This is a genomic window from Streptomyces sp. NPDC001507 (genome assembly GCF_042894765.1).
Classification (GTDB): Bacteria; Actinomycetota; Actinomycetes; order Streptomycetales; family Streptomycetaceae; genus Streptomyces.
Genome location: NZ_JBIAVV010000001.1, coordinates 417,196 through 431,397, shown reverse-complemented (window position 1 = coordinate 431,397; position 14,202 = coordinate 417,196). Strand labels below are relative to the sequence as shown.

General features: G+C 68.7%; 15 protein-coding genes. 8 read left to right on the top strand and 7 right to left on the bottom strand.

From position 1 onward, the window contains the following. Nucleotides 1-206 precede the first annotated feature (206 nt). From ACFY0K_RS02035 to ACFY0K_RS02020, 4 genes are all read left to right on the top strand, one after another. Nucleotides 207-1,514, top strand: coding sequence for an MFS transporter (locus tag ACFY0K_RS02035; RefSeq protein WP_390638154.1), 1,308 nt, complete (start codon nt 207-209; stop codon nt 1,512-1,514). A gap of 155 nt (nt 1,515-1,669) precedes the next feature. Continuing rightward, nucleotides 1,670-2,686, top strand: a complete 1,017-nt coding sequence (locus ACFY0K_RS02030) for an alpha/beta hydrolase (RefSeq protein ID WP_390638153.1) — start codon at nt 1,670-1,672, stop codon at nt 2,684-2,686. Further along, the gene (locus tag ACFY0K_RS02025) at nt 2,683-2,988 is read left to right on the top strand and encodes a hypothetical protein (protein ID WP_390638152.1); all 306 of its coding nucleotides are present in this window, start codon (nt 2,683-2,685) and stop codon (nt 2,986-2,988) included. The genes ACFY0K_RS02030 and ACFY0K_RS02025 overlap by 4 nt, the downstream gene beginning before the upstream one ends. 168 nt (nt 2,989-3,156) lie before the next feature. Then, nucleotides 3,157-3,780 carry a TetR/AcrR family transcriptional regulator gene (locus tag ACFY0K_RS02020; protein ID WP_390638151.1) on the top strand — a complete coding sequence of 208 codons (624 nt, stop codon included), beginning with the start codon at nt 3,157-3,159 and terminating at the stop codon, nt 3,778-3,780. A gap of 115 nt (nt 3,781-3,895) precedes the next feature. Here ACFY0K_RS02020 and ACFY0K_RS02015 read toward each other — a convergent pair whose 3' ends face one another. Together ACFY0K_RS02015 and ACFY0K_RS02010 are read right to left on the bottom strand one after the other, a co-directional pair. Beyond that, nucleotides 3,896-5,245, bottom strand: coding sequence for a ferric reductase-like transmembrane domain-containing protein (locus ACFY0K_RS02015; protein ID WP_390638150.1), 1,350 nt, complete (start codon nt 5,243-5,245; stop codon nt 3,896-3,898). Nucleotides 5,246-5,583: 338 nt separating this feature from the next. Next, a complete protein-coding gene (locus ACFY0K_RS02010; protein WP_390638149.1) occupies nt 5,584-5,928 on the bottom strand; it encodes a DoxX family protein in 345 nt (114 codons plus the stop codon). Nucleotides 5,929-6,227: 299 nt separating this feature from the next. Between ACFY0K_RS02010 and ACFY0K_RS02005 the strand changes: the two genes are divergently transcribed. Next, nucleotides 6,228-6,803, top strand: a complete 576-nt coding sequence (locus ACFY0K_RS02005) for a DUF3500 domain-containing protein (protein ID WP_390638835.1) — start codon at nt 6,228-6,230, stop codon at nt 6,801-6,803. Nucleotides 6,804-6,879: 76 nt separating this feature from the next. After that, nucleotides 6,880-7,245, top strand: a complete 366-nt coding sequence (locus ACFY0K_RS02000) for a DUF3500 domain-containing protein (protein ID WP_390638148.1) — start codon at nt 6,880-6,882, stop codon at nt 7,243-7,245. A gap of 108 nt (nt 7,246-7,353) precedes the next feature. On the opposite strand, the gene ACFY0K_RS01995 is transcribed toward ACFY0K_RS02000, so the two are convergent. The 5 genes from ACFY0K_RS01995 to ACFY0K_RS01975 all read right to left on the bottom strand — a co-directional run bounded on the left by ACFY0K_RS01995 (nt 7,354) and on the right by ACFY0K_RS01975 (nt 11,643). Next, the gene (locus ACFY0K_RS01995; RefSeq protein WP_390638147.1) at nt 7,354-7,896 is read right to left on the bottom strand and encodes a TetR/AcrR family transcriptional regulator C-terminal domain-containing protein; all 543 of its coding nucleotides are present in this window, start codon (nt 7,894-7,896) and stop codon (nt 7,354-7,356) included. A gap of 139 nt (nt 7,897-8,035) precedes the next feature. Continuing rightward, nucleotides 8,036-8,293: a hypothetical protein gene (locus ACFY0K_RS01990; protein WP_390638146.1), complete on the bottom strand. Its 258-nt coding sequence runs from the start codon at nt 8,291-8,293 to the stop codon at nt 8,036-8,038. Then, nucleotides 8,290-9,888, bottom strand: a complete 1,599-nt coding sequence (locus ACFY0K_RS01985) for an FAD-dependent oxidoreductase (RefSeq protein WP_390638145.1) — start codon at nt 9,886-9,888, stop codon at nt 8,290-8,292. Before ACFY0K_RS01985 ends, ACFY0K_RS01990 begins: the two co-directional genes overlap by 4 nt. After that, nucleotides 9,885-10,790, bottom strand: coding sequence for an alpha/beta fold hydrolase (locus tag ACFY0K_RS01980; protein ID WP_390638144.1), 906 nt, complete (start codon nt 10,788-10,790; stop codon nt 9,885-9,887). Before ACFY0K_RS01980 ends, ACFY0K_RS01985 begins: the two co-directional genes overlap by 4 nt. Nucleotides 10,791-10,809: 19 nt before the next feature. Further along, the gene (locus tag ACFY0K_RS01975; protein ID WP_390638143.1) at nt 10,810-11,643 is read right to left on the bottom strand and encodes an alpha/beta fold hydrolase; all 834 of its coding nucleotides are present in this window, start codon (nt 11,641-11,643) and stop codon (nt 10,810-10,812) included. A gap of 52 nt (nt 11,644-11,695) precedes the next feature. On the opposite strand from ACFY0K_RS01975, the gene ACFY0K_RS01970 reads away from it, so the two are divergent. Both ACFY0K_RS01970 and ACFY0K_RS01965 read left to right on the top strand, forming a co-directional pair. Then, complete coding sequence (locus ACFY0K_RS01970; protein WP_390638142.1) at nt 11,696-11,866, top strand: hypothetical protein; 171 nt, start codon at nt 11,696-11,698, stop codon at nt 11,864-11,866. Between the two features lie 63 nt (nt 11,867-11,929). Then, nucleotides 11,930-14,098 carry a SpoIIE family protein phosphatase gene (locus ACFY0K_RS01965; RefSeq protein ID WP_390638141.1) on the top strand — a complete coding sequence of 723 codons (2,169 nt, stop codon included), beginning with the start codon at nt 11,930-11,932 and terminating at the stop codon, nt 14,096-14,098. Nucleotides 14,099-14,202: the final 104 nt, after the last annotated feature.

Below are 14,202 nucleotides of genomic sequence, written 5' to 3'. Positions count from 1 at the left end.
ATCGGGTGCTGACGCAATGCGGAACTCCCCTGCTCCACGTCGGGCTCGGCAACAGAAGGGGCCGGCCGACCGTGGGAGTCGGGACCGCGTGCCGCGCGGCATGGTCGACACACGCTCTCGCCACTGCCTATGAACTGACAGGAAAGAAGTGACGTGAGAACACATCCGCCCGCCGAGCCACACTCACCAGGCTGCGGGAAGGGCATATGACTGCGTCCCGCTCGCGCGCCCGCCTGTCCGAAACTCCCCCACGGGCAGGCGGGCCTTCCCGCCGCTGGACGGTTCCGCGTCGCACTGCGTTCTGGCTGGTCGCCCTGGCGTTGCACATCGCGATGCTGGGTACGACCCTGCCGACACCGCTCTACCTGCTCTACCAACGGCAGATGAGTTTCTCGACCCTGACAACGACGGTGATCTTCTCGGTCTACGCCTTCGGTGTTCTCACGGCACTGGTGCTGTTCGGACAGGTCTCGGACGGTGTCGGACGCCGACGAACTCTGCTGGCCGGACTGGCATGCTCGACCCTCAGCGCGGCGGTCTTCCTGAGCGCAAATGATCTGACATTCCTACTGGTGGGACGGCTGCTGTCAGGGCTCTCCGCGGGAATCTTCACCGGCACCGCGACCGCCACGCTGGTCGACCTGGCCGCCACGGGCGCGAACGACCGGGCCACCCTGGTGGCTACCGTGGCGAACATAGGCGGGTTGGGAGCGGGCCCCGTCCTCTCCGGGACACTGGCCCAACTGTCCCCGAATCCAACCCGGTTTCCTTTCCTGGTGCACCTGACCCTGCTGGCCGCCGCGGTGGTGGGTGTCTGGCTGATGCCCGAAACCGTGACGACGGCCAGGACTGGCCCGCGTCTGAGGGTGACACGGCCTCGGGTACCAGCCGCGATGCGGGGCACGTTCACACGGGCCGCCACGGCCGGGTTCGCCGGATTCGCGGTGCTCGGGCTGTACACCTCCGTCGCACCGTCCTTTCTGAGCCGACTCCTCGGCCTGTCCGCCCCGGCCCTGGCCGGAGCCGTGGTCAGTACCGTGTGTGCGGCCTCGGCGCTCGGACAGATCACCCTCGTACGGCCACTGGGCCGCGCCGCCCTGCCCGTGGCGTGTGCCCTGCTCATCGTCGGTATGGGCCTGCTCACCGCGGGACTCACTCTACGATCGCTCACACTGCTGGTGGTCGCTGGTGCAGTCGCCGGACTTGGGCAAGGCATAGCATTCCGGGCGGCCCTGACCATGCTCAACTCAAACGCGCCCGACGGCCGGCGTGCCGAGGTCGCCTCCGCTTTCTTCATCGTGATGTACGTAGCGATCTCACTGCCCGTGATCGGTGTCGGACTGGCCGCCGACCTCGCTGGCCTGCAGGCAGCCGGGGTCGGCTTCAGTCTGGCCGTGGCCTTGCTGGCCGCGAGTGCCCTGGTCGCCCTGCGAGGACAAGACGGCAGCAGGGGAAAGCAGAATTTTCCCCATGCTGATGTGGAGCCGCCGCTCACAGGTGGTGCGGCCTGGTAGCTCCATCTGCTCTACATGCTCGGCCTGTTTGACGACGCCCCTCATGAAATCTGCCGCTGCCTCTTGCCTGACCTCCCGGCGGCGACGACGGACCGAACGCCACCGCGTACGTCCGCGATGTATCCCCCTCTGCAGAAGGAAGGTGCTAGCTCCCGATGCTCTACCCTGTTTTGGGTGGCCTGGGCGCTTTGGCGGCCCTGGGAGCCGCTGCGGCAACCAACACACGTCGTCGCGCTCTCGCCGTGGTGCCGCCAGAGCTGCGACACCCTGCGCTCTATGTGCCGCTGAACCTGGGCAATGCCGTGGTCCGTGCCATCGCTCGTCAGGTGGTGCCGCTGACCAGAACCACGATCAGACCCGGCGTGGGCCTCGAGCGACGGGCCGTACCCGCCACCGACACCGACCCTGCGGTCAACCTGCTGATCTACCGGGCTGGAGGCCACAAAGCACCGAGCGGGGCTCTGCTGTGGATCCATGGCGGAGGAATGGTGGTCGGCGCCGCGCGTCAGTCGAACGCGTGGTGCAGCCGTGTTGCCGAGGAACTCGGGCTCCTCGTGGTCAGTGTCGACTACCGTCTCGCGCCGGAAAATCCTTTTCCCGCAGCCCTCAACGACTGCTATCGCACACTGTGCTGGCTGCATGACAATGCCGCCGAGCTGGGGCTCGACCGCGACCGTATCGCCGTCGGCGGGGAGAGCGCCGGCGGCGGGCTGGCAGCAACCGTGGTCCAGCGTGCGCACGACACTGGAGTGCCGGTTCGCTTTCAGTTGCTGGAGTACCCGATGCTCGACGATCGCACAGTCCTGCGTCGTGCGCCCCGTGAAAGCGACATCTACACCTGGACGCCGGCGTCCAACCGCTTCGCATGGACCGCATACCTCGGCCGGCCACCGCAGGAAGAGGACGACCGCCCGTACATCTCCGCGGCAAGGCGTGCTGATCCGACCGGTCTTCCTCCGACATGGATCGGCGTCGGTGACCTCGATCTTTTCTATTCAGAGAGTGTCGAATACGCGCGGCGCCTGCGTGAGGCGGGGGTCGCCTGCGAGTCGCGCGTCGAGCCGGGCATGTACCACGGAGCCGACGCTCTGTTTGACGGGAAGGCGGCATCGATGACCGCTTTCCGCATCGCCATGCTCGACGCGCTCCGCACGGCGCTGGTCGAGCCGTGATCCATGGGAGATCCGCCATCTCGAACGTGCTGGTCAGAGGGCTGGCATGCGGGCTCGCTGGGATGCTCGGGCTGGTCGAGCGGATAAGTCTGCCTCAGCGCGGCCTCGCGATCGTCCGGGGCGCCGGCGGCCCGGGCATGGTCAAGCAGGTCGGCGAGGAACTGAGGCTGGAGCTGGCGGTGCCGGGCAAGCTGGAGCCGTTGCGTGGGAAGGTGTCCAAGCTTGCCGGGCGGGGCTGGCTGCGCAAGCTGCCGACGGCCGCTTCACCACGCGCCTGTGAACTGCCGCGTGGTGATGCCTGAGCCGTAACCGCGGTGCGGTGCCCCCGGCGGTCCATGCCCAACCGGCGATCTCCAAAGCGGATACAGTGTTGCTGTTATGGTGCTGGCCGAGGAGGTGGACGTTCAGTGGCAGCAGCTGGTCCTACGCGAGCGACCACGGCATCGGCTCGGCGCCCAGGGCGTCCGCCCGTGCCGCTGGAGCGCATCGTCTCCACCGCACTGCAGATCGTGGACGATGAAGGGGCCGACGCTCTCTCGATGAGGACGCTGGCCCAGCGCCTGGGCTCGGGCACGGCGACGCTGTACCGGCATTTCGACAACCGGGCAGCGCTGGTCGCCCATGTCGTGGACCGCATGTTCGGCGCCGTGGAACTGAATGGCGACGAACTCCTCGCGATGGGCTGGCAGCAAGCGCTGCGGACGGTCGCGCACACCATGTTCGAGGCCCTGGCCCGGCACCGGAACGCGGCGCGCCTGATGGTCGAAGAGGTTCCCATGGGGCCGAACGCCATGGCGCTGCGGGAGCACTGTGTTGCGGCGCTGCTCGACAGCGGCTTCCCGCCGCGACTGGCTGCGCACGCCTTTGCCACCTTCTCCCGCTACGTCCTCGGATTCGCCATCCAGGTCAACGGTCGTGGCGGCGGGCAACTCGACGACGCACAACTGTCCGCCGTTTTTCGAAGCGTCGATCCAGCCTTGTTCCCGGCGACGGTCACCGTCGCCGAGTCGATGCCCGTTCCGATCGAGGACGAGTTCTCCTTCGGACTCGAACTCCTTCTCAGCGGGCTTGCCCAGCTGCGCGACGACGCCTGACCAGCCAGGACGATGCGAACCTGAGGCCGCCCGCCTACGGAGGCTGCGCGGTCGGCATGGAGCGTCGCCACAGCCGCTGGTGCTGAGCGCGTGCTCTCGTGTGGTCGGCGGCTCGTCAGCGGAAGGCGAAGTGCTCGGCGTGGAGATGCTGGCGGGGGACGCCCTGGCGATGGAGGGCGCGAGTGAGGTTTTCGATCATGGAGGCAGGGCCGCAGAGGAAGACGTGCGTGTCGGGGGTGATCGGTCCGGCCTCGGCCTGGATTCTTTCGGCGGTCAGACGGCCGTGGCTGCGGCTGAACGTCGGGTGGAGCCGGAGCTCGGGGCGGTGTGCTGCCGCTGCGGTGAGTTCCGGGAGGAACGGTGCGTCTTCGGCTGTGGGGGCGCAGTAGAAGAGGTCGGTGCGGGGCGGCGCTGCACCTGGGTGGGTGAGCCAGCCGAGGAAGGGTGCGATACCGATGCCCCCCGCGATCCATATCTGCCGGGGTCCGCCGAGGGTGTGGTCGAACATGCCGTAAGGACCCTTGAGGGTTGCGGGGTGCCCTTCGCTTATGTCCGTGTAGAGGCCGCGTGTACCGCGGCCCAGGGCACGGATGGTGAGGCGTACCGAGCCGTCGGCCTGCGTTCCTGCGACGCTGAAGGGGTGTTCGTGCCAGCCGCCGACCCGCAGGTAGACGAACTGGCCCCCTGTCACGGGAAGCGTCGTCTGGCCGGTGGGCGTGAGGGTGAGGTCGAGGATGTCGCGTGTCGGCCGCGCGACACGGTGGACGGTGTAGTCCGCCCGGGGCTCCCTGCGCCGTAGCACCAGTTCGTCGTAGGCGTAGGCGGTCATGCCGATGGTGGCCATGGTGACGTAGATCGCCAGGAGGGGCGTGGACCCGTTGATGACGAGATCGAGGAACCAGCCGTGCAACAGCGCCGACAGGAGCAGCAGGCCGGTGAGGCGATGCAGGAACAGCCAGCGCTCGTAGGGCAGTCGGAGGATGCGGCCGACCTGGCCGAGTGAGATGAGGACGAGCAGCAGCAGGCCGATGGCGGAGACGGCGCCGAGGAGATGGCCCATCCCTACCGACGCGGTCCGGTGGGCGTAGCCGTACCGGCTCCCGTCGAAACCGGAGAAAAAGTGGAGGAGCAGGTGGGGGGTGAGCAGGAGTATGGACCATACGGCGTACAGCTTGTGCTGACGGTACATGCGGTCCAGGCCGCCGAACCACTGCTCCAGCCACATCAGGCGGGTGGCCAGCACCAGGGTGCAGGACATCAGGTAGGCGGACAGGACGCCGGCGAACTCGCCGGCGAAATAGACGGCGCTGAGGCCCTCGGGCCTGAGCCAGTCCCAGGCCAGATAGAGCATGACCGCTCCGGTCGTGACCGACAGGGGTCCGACGTGGCGCTTCTTCAGGCGTGCGTCCAAGGGGGCGCGCGCGATCCGGATAGCGTAGATCGCTATCACGATCAGGACGGGCATCGTCTACCCCTCGGGGGTCGGCACTGTGGACGGAGGGGCGCTGGTGAAGGCAGGCGGACCGTGCGGTCGCGGCCTGAGCGCCCTTGAGCCCAGGTGGCTGCGTTTCCTGCCACCTCCAATATTGGCTACAACGTAGCCGTTAAGCTGGTTTTGGTCCAGTGGCGCATTCGGATGACCGTCGGCCGACCCTGGCTCTGCCCTTCGGGAGCGCGGCGGTCCGAAGCCATCCCCGTCGGCCGGCTCTACGGGCTGAAGTCACAGTTCGGGGCCGCATTGCTTTCAGGGCGGAACCGCCGGAGCCGCCCATCCGTGGAGGCGTGGACTCGATCCGCAGCGCTTCAGGCGAACAAGGCCGCGAGGTATGAGGCGACAAGCACCGCGCACACGATGGCGGGCGCGAGTTTGGCAACCGGGTCGCCGTTGCGCAGGTGTACGACCACAGCTCCGGCGAGCAGCAGGAGAAGCCCGGTCCCCGCCATGCCGCCGAGCGGCGGCACGGCGGGGCCGAGCGCCACGCCGGCGACTCCTGCCAGTTGCAGCACGCCGATGCGGCGGTAGGCGGCGACGGAGAAGCCGGTCTCGGCGGCCAGCTCGCGCGCCTTCGGCAATGCGAGTGTGTTGAGCACTCCGCTCGCCCCGAAGATCAAGGCGATGGCGCAGGCGAGGGTGATGGTGAGGATCACGAGGTATCTCCAGGGTGTCGGCGTCGTGGCGGCGTGGGCGCCAAAGGCGACGACCTGATGGCGGGCAGGTCGTCACGAGACCGTTATGGGATGTGTCGGGCGCGGTCGAGTTGCCGGCCGGGCGCATCGCTCGGCGCCCAGACGGGCGATTTGGTCGATCGACGCAGCGGCCCAGCCTAGCGCAATAACGGAAACAGCGTAACCGTTATGATGGTCGGCTCCGGAGTGACTTCCCAGTGTCGTGGGCGTAACGACGTTCACGCAGCTCCCCGCTCCACCCGGATGCGGAGGCCGAGCGGCTGCGCTGGTTCTCCACCCCCACCGACCACGGCGGGCTCGCCGTCCGAGACCAGAACGCCCGCCAACAGAGCCTGGCCATGCAGTTGGTGGCCACCGGACTGTCCATCCCGGGCTACGCCACGGTCACCACCGTGATGGGACTGGAGAACGTCCTGGGCCAGCTGGAAGGGTGGCGGATCCACTGGGGCCGGCAGCGCGGACGCGACCCCGGCCTCTACTGGCTGAGGATCTTCGGCCGCCCCGGCGACCGTGTCTGGGCATGGCGGTTCGGCGGCCACCACATCTCCCTGAACAACCTCGTCGTCGCCGGCCGGCTCGTCTCCACGACCCCGTGCTTCATCGGTGCCGACCCGGCCACGACCGAGCTGATCGGAGGCACCCTGCGGCCCCTGCAAGGCCCCGAGGAGACGGCCCGTCAACTGGTCCGCAGTCTGGACACGGGCCAACTCCAAAGCGCCCTGCTCCACCCGTCCGCAGTCTCGGACATCGTCTCCGGCAACCGCCTACGCGTCGAACACGGCGACACGATGATGCACATGCAGGACCCTGTGGCGCGGCCGGTTCGCCGACCCTGAGCTGGACCGGCTTGTCGACGACATCGACCGCCGGGCGGAAGCGGGCAGCGGATACACCGAGAACGATCACGCGCACGTGGCCATCACGATTCCCCCCCAAGGCATCAGCGGTCGCGACCTGAACAACGAGCAGCGGCACCTGTTGCGCCGGCTCGTCACCCTTTACACCGGACGGGCACCCGAGTTCCTCGCAGACGCCTACGACACCCACTACGCCTCTGACACCGTCCTCGACGCGGTGCATTTCGGCTGGGCGGGCAGCACGGACGCCGGGGAACCGCACTGCTACCGGGTGCAGGACCCTCGCGTCCTCATCGAGTACGACAACACACAGCGGTACGCCAACCACGCCCACTCGGTGTGGCGTGACCTGACCTCCGACTTCGGACTGGACGTACTCGCCGAACACCGCGCACACATCGCACACATCGCACACGAGTAGGGCGTACTCGGGGAGCGCCGTACACACCCGTACCGCCGGCTCCCACGAAAGAACCAGCACCATGACCACCCTGCTGATCGTCGACGACGAGTCTTCTGCTGTGTCGGGTCAGGTACGGGCGGCAAGCCTGGCTTCGATGCCGTCGAGAAGTGACTGCAGTCCGAAGGACACATACGGGCGAGGGGTGGCTGCGAGGGCGGCGCCGATCGCGAACGTGACGACGCTCTGGGCGGCTTGCTCGGCATCCCGCCTGGTGAGGCCGGGGGCCTCGCAGACCGCGAGCAGGTGCTCGTCATGGCGGTCCCTGGCCGGGCCGTCGAGAGGCTGGATGGTCATGGCGGCCAGCAGCCAGGGGTGCCTGAGAAGCATCGAACGCAGGTTGTCGGCCATGGCCAGGAGGACCGGACGCCATTCGATGCCGTCGAGAGCGGGGAGAGGTGTCTGCCCCCAGACGGCGTCAGCGGCCAGCAGGAGCAGATCGTGCCTGCTCTTGACGTGCCAGTAGAGTGCCGCCGCGGTGATGCCGAGACGGCTGCCGAGTCTTCGCATGCTCAGACTCTCGATGCCGCCCTCGTCCAGAAGGGCGATGGCCGCCTGGATGATCTGCTCCTGGTGCAGGGCGTCGCGGGGTATCCCCTCGGTAGTCGGCATGGGGCTGCTCACGGCACCTTCTTCCTGTGGGAACGAGGCCGCGGTGTGCGGCTCTGAGGGCGCGTGGCCATCGCGCCGACGAGAACGGGATGTCGTGCGCGTCGGCGCGCGGGTCATACGTGGGGGCCGTTGCGGTATGTCAGCCGGGAGAGCCCGCGGGCCCGACGCCGCGCAGCAGCCGCTCTCCGGACTCGCGTAGCCGGTCCTTGACATCGTCGAGGCCGGATGCGAGCAGGACGCGGCCGGAGAAGTCGACGACCTCGGCATCGGGCGCCTCGATGGTTTCGCCAACGGCCGCCGTGGTCTCGCCGTCGACGAGGATGTCGACATGCTCGGCGTCCGGCCGGTCCCGCGTCATCGTGATGCCTTGCGCCCCGCGCAGCAGTATGCGGCTCATTCAGTGGCCCCCGAACCGGGGAAGGTGTGACTCGGCTGGGACATGGTGCGGGTCCTTGCCTGCGGCGTCACTGCCCGCACGGCGGCTCGTGTGGTGGTGAGGAAATCCCGAGTGGCGATGTGCCCGATGTAGCCGTCGGGACGGATCAGCAGCAGCGTGTCGCCGGTCAGGCCGTAGGCACTGAGCAGCGTGTTCTCGGGGTCGGAGAAGGCGCGGCCGTCGCCCGCGGCCGATCCGACGGTGAGCCGCTTCAGCTGGGCGCCCGTCGTCGGCCAGTCGAGGAGTTCGAGGTCCCGGGCGGCGCCGGGGCCGTAGGCGATGGCGGTGAAGTGCGGTCCCTGGAAGAGGTTGAACAGGCGGGTCTCGGCGCCGTCGGCGCCGAGCAGTCGGGCGTCCGGGGCGCGGTCGCCCACGTGCAGCGTGCCGGTGTCGCCACTGTCGCTGTCGGCGGGGGCGAGCGGGCCGCCGTAGTAGGTCAGGGAGAGCTGCTGCTCGTCCTTGCCGCGCTTCATGCTGGAGGGGTCGAGCTTGGCGATGCCGCCCCACTTCTCCGTGGACAGGCCCAGGACCCCGGCGGCGATCGGCTGCCGCTCGGCCTCGTAGGTGTCCAGCAGGGCCGGGTCGGCTCCGGCGAGGACCTGGCCGAGCTTCCAGCCGAGGTTGTAGCCGTCCTGCATACCGGTGTTCAGGCCCTGGGCACCGGCCGGGGTGTGGACGTGCGCGGCGTCGCCGACGAGGAAGACACGTCCGCGGCCGTAGTGCTTCGCAAGACGGATGTTGGGCCGGAACACGGACTTCCAGTGGATCTCGTGCAGCTGGATGTGCCGGTTGCGAGTGTGGGAGTGGATCCGGTCGATGATGGCGCCGATCTCCTGGGGCGGCTTCTCGTCGGGCGTGAGCCGGATCATCCACTGGAACATGTCGCTGTGGGGCAGCGGGCAGGCGCCGATGAGCTTGCCGCCGAGACCGGGCCACATGTGCCACCGGTTGCGGGCCAGGCCGCTTACGGAGGCATCCACGATCAGCACGCGGTCGGACTCGTCCGTCGTCCCCGCGAAACCGATGTCGAGCTGCTTGCGCACCGCACTGGAGCCGCCGTCGGCCCCCACGGCATAGCGGGCGACGATCTCCTCGACCCCGTCCGCGCCCACCACCTTGGCGACCACCGTGTCCTCGTCCTGCGTCAGCTCGGTCAGTTCCTTGCCGAACTCGACCTCGCGGCCGAGCTCACCGAGCCGGGCGTGCAGGGCGCGGTCCGTGCGGAACTGCGGGATAAGCCAGGTGTTCGGGTACGGGACGTCCGGGGTTGCCTCTTTGTGGGGGAACATCTTCCACGGCACACCGATGGGTCCTGCATGGAGCCCGAGCTTGGGATAGATGTCGCCGCCGGCCAGCACGTCGTCGAGAGCGCCGAGGTCTTCGAGGACTTCGAGGCTGCGGGGCTGGATGCCCTTGGCGCGCGAGCCGTCGAAGGCGTGGGGGGACCTGTCGACGATCCGGACGTCGAGTCCGCGGCGTACGAGGTCGATCGCCAAGGCGGAGCCAGATGGGCCGGCACCGATGATGAGGACGTCGATGGCCTGCGGGTTGTTCATGAGTCGAGCCTTTCGGTGCGTGCGGACACGAACGAGACGAGCTGATCGGCAACGTCGCGAGGCCGTTCGAATGGGGCCATGTGCCCGCATTTGGTGATGACGTGATGTTTACGAGGCTTCAGCAGAGCGCGCGCTGTGTCGAAGTGCACCAGCGGCGTGACGTCGTCCTCGTCGCCCCACAGCAGCAGCGTCGGAATGCCCAGTGCCCCCGTCCGCCGGAAGAGGTCGTCACGGCCGGAGAAAGGAAGGTGCTGCAGCGTGTCGAAGATCGCGTACAGCGAGCCCTCGAAGCGGAAGGTGTCGAGGACCATCTCGGTCAGTTTCGCGCCGAGCTCGGGGTCGCGGACGTTGTGCCCCAGGTGTCCTTGAAGTATCTGTCGGCCGCGCCGCCGGGCGATGAGGCCGGCCAGCCAGTCGTTGCGCAGCAGCCGGTGAGGGGAGGTCAGCTGAGGTTTGGCAAGTCCGGCAGGGCCCACGATGGTGAGCGTGGACAGCGACGAGCGGTACTGGGCGGCGTACGTCATGCTGACCAGCGCGCCCATGGAGGTGCCGACCAGGTGCAGGGGCCGCGCCGTCAGGCCGAGCCGGTCCGTCAGCTCGGCCAGCTGCCGCGTGAACAGCGTCTCGTCGTAGCGCGCCCGCACCCGGTCGGAGTAGCCGCGGCCGTAGGCGCTCCAGGTCAGAGTGCGCAGCCCGCGGGCGTGCAGCTCCCCGACGAGGCCGTCCCAGTAGGACAGCGGGATGGTCAGAGCGCCTGCCATCAGGACCACGTCCCCGTGCTCGGGCCCCGTCAGCTCGTAGTGGGTGACGCCGTCGGACAGCTCGACGAAACTGCCGCGCAGCGCCTTGCGTGAGTCGGCGGTGAGCTTGCGGTCCTCGCCCGAGGCGACGAAGTACTTCATGGAACGGGCCTCCTTGCCCTCAGTTCGCGGGGGTGTCGGCGCAGGAGCCGAGGAACTTCGCGATCGCGTCCGCGACCCACTCCGGTTCCTCCTCCGGCAGCAGATGTCCGCCGTGGGGGTGGACGAGCTCCTGGGCGCCGGGGATGTCGCGGGCGAAGTGCTGGCCGTCGATGCTCGCGCTGCGCAGCACCAGCGTGGGCACCGCGATGCGGGGGATCTGCGCGCTGCGGTCCGGCTGGTCGGTGTTGCAGAAGTCGACGAAAGCCGAGCGGTTACCGGGACGGCTCATGAGCTGATAGGCGCGGTCCACCATGGCGTCGTCCACGATCTGCGAATACGGCCCGACGCTGTCGCGCAGGCTGCGCTCGATGGCACCGCGCGGCATCACCCGCCTCAGCAGGGGCCGCACCAACGGGTTGCGGGTCAGGCGCATCCCCGCCGGCACCGTCTTCTCCGGGTAGCCGGTGGCATTGACCAGCACCAGGCCGGTCAGCCGCTCCGGATGGTCCAGCGCGACGTTCCAGGCGACGTTGCCGCCCAGGGAATTGCCGGCCAACGCGTAGCGCGGCACGCCCAGCGCCTCCAGGAAGCCCGCCACCGTCGCGGCGTACGCCGGAACGCGGTAGTCGCGGTCCTTGCGCGGGCCCGTCAGTCCGAACGCCGGCAGGTCAGGACGGATGACATCGAACGAATCCGACAGCAGATCCGTCGCGCGGTCGAAGTGCTGCAGGGATGAGGCACTGCCGTGCAGCAGCACGAGTGCCGGGCCGTGCCCAGCGCGCTTGTAGTGGATCCGCAGGCCGTCCACCTCGATGAACCGGGAATCGGGCAGGGGCTCAGACCAGGTACTCATAATGGCTACACTGTTACCGATATGCGGTCGTGTCAAGAGGAAGCCCCCGCGTGTGACGACCACGGTGGTCTTGAGCGAGGAGACGGATCAGTTTGTGCGCCGCGCTGCCAATCGTCCGCCGGACCCGCCCATCCAGGTGGAGGAGGTCAGCAGGAGAACGCCCGCCGACCCCGCCGCGCACATCAGCGCCGCGGCGATCAAGGCTGTGGCGCTCTCACACTGAGGCACTCGTCGCCCCCTGACACTCGGCTCTGCGTCCAGGTCCCTCTCGCCGTACATTGCTCATGTGGGGATCGACGTCGACACCTTCCTGCGTGATCTTGCCCGAGAGCTCAGGCCCCGCACGGACGAGCTGACGGACGCCGTGCTCAGGGAGATCTCGCCCGACGTTCCATGGGTGTGGGAGTACGAGGACACCGCCATCGTGGCGTCGGCAGCCGTCTCCCAGCATGTCACCGCCGCGCTGGACATCAACGAGTACAGCCTCGACGCGGCCTCGTCAGCGATCCCGCCCGCGGATATCGAGACCGCTCGCGTGCTCGCGCGGCACGGAGTGCCGCTCAACGATTTCCTGCGGGCGTTCAGGCTGGGCCATGCGAGCTTCCACCGCATCGTCGGCGAGGAGGTCTACCGGCTGGCCGCAGACAATGGCCTGGCCAGCGAAGCGTTGATCACTTTGAACGCACAGAGTTTCACGTACATGAACCGCGTCGCGGAAGAGGCCGTGGCGGCGTACCAGGAAGAGCGCGACCGCTGGCTGCAGCGTCGGCTGGTGGTGGTCAACGAGGCGAGCCGCCGGGTCGGGGCCACACTCGACATCACCCGAACCGCGCACGAACTGGCGGATGTGGGCACCGAATACCTCGCCGACCTGGTCACCGTCGACCTGCTCGACGCCCTGCTCCCGGGCAGGGCCACACGACCGGCTACCGGCCGACCGGTGGTGCGCCGGATCGCCCAACGGTCCGCCCTGGACGACTGCCCGGACTCCGCGTTCCCGTTGGGGCAGGCCCACACCTTCCCCGAGGGATCGGAGCCCGGCCGCGCGCTGGCCACCGGGCAGCCCATCCGATGCAGCATCACCGCCGCACAGGTCCCGCAGTGGATGGCGCAGTCCGCGGTCCAACGGGAGGCCCTGCGTACCTTCGGCGTCCATTCGATGCTCCTGGTGCCGCTGTGGGCCCACGGCAGGCCACTGGGCCTGGTGCAGTTCTTCCGGCACCGCACCTCCGCCGCCTTCGACGAGGAAGAACTGCTCCTGGCCCAGGAGATCGCCTCGCGAGCCGCGATCCACCTCGACAACGCCAAGCGCTACACCCGCGAGCGTGACACCGCCCTCACCCTCCAGCGCAGTCTGCTGCCGGAGCCGGTGGCGGAACAGTGCGCGGTCGGGACGGCCTCCCGTTACCTGCCCGCCGAGTCCGGCGTGGGAGGCGACTGGTACGACGTGATCCCGCTCTCCGGAGCCCGTGTCGCACTCGTCGTCGGCGACGTGGTCGGCCGGGGCCTGCACGCCTGCGCCACCATGGGCCGGCTACGGACGGCCGTGCGCACCCTCGCGGACATCGATCTCATGCCCGATGAATTGCTGACCCATCTGGACGACGTGGTGATCCGGCTCCAGCGCGAGGAGACGCGGGGTTCGGACGAGATGAGCGCCACCTGCCTGTACGCGGTCTATGACCCGGTCTCCCGCCTGTGCTCAGTGGCCAGCGCCGGACACCCGCTGCCGGCCCTGGTCTCTCCCGCGACGGTCGGCACCGGCGCGGCCGCACGTGCAGTCGTCTTCCCGGAGCTGCCGATCGGCCCGCCTCTGGGGCTGGGCGGGCTGCCTTTCGAGACAGCCCAGTTCGAAGTGACGGAAGGCAGTCTGCTGGTCCTGTACACGGACGGCCTCATCGAAAGCCTCGTCCGTGACGTGGACGCCGGGCTTGCGCTGCTGGCGGACGTCCTCGCCCGGGCGCCGGCCTCGTTGGAGGAGACCTGCGACGCGCTGCTGTCCGCGCTGCTCCCCACCAGCCCCGCCGACGACGTCGCCCTCCTGGTGGCCCGCACCCGGACGCTGGATGCCGGCCTTGTCGCCACGTGGGATCTCCCCTCCGATCCGGCGGTGGTGGCCACCGCCCGCGAGCATGCGTCGGACTCGTTGGCCGCATGGGGCCTGGAGGAGCTGGACTTCGCCACCCAGCTCATGGTCAGCGAACTGGTCACGAACGCCATCCGTTATGGAAAGGATCCGGTTCAGCTGCGGATGATCTTCCAGTCGACACTGATGTGCGAAGTCGCCGACGGGAGCAGCACGGCCCCGCACCTGCGCCGGGCCCGTGTCTACGACGAGGGCGGCCGCGGTCTGCTGCTGGTCGCCCAGCTCGCCGAACGCTGGGGCACGCGGCACGGCCACGAAGGCAAGGTCATCTGGGCCGAGCAGGCCCTGCCCGGAAGCCCCCGCGCGTGACGACCACGGTGGTCTTGCGTGAGGAGACGGATCAGTTCGTGCGCCGCGCGGGCGGTCGTCCACCGGTCCCACCGGACCGGATCGCGAGATGAAACAAGCCCTCG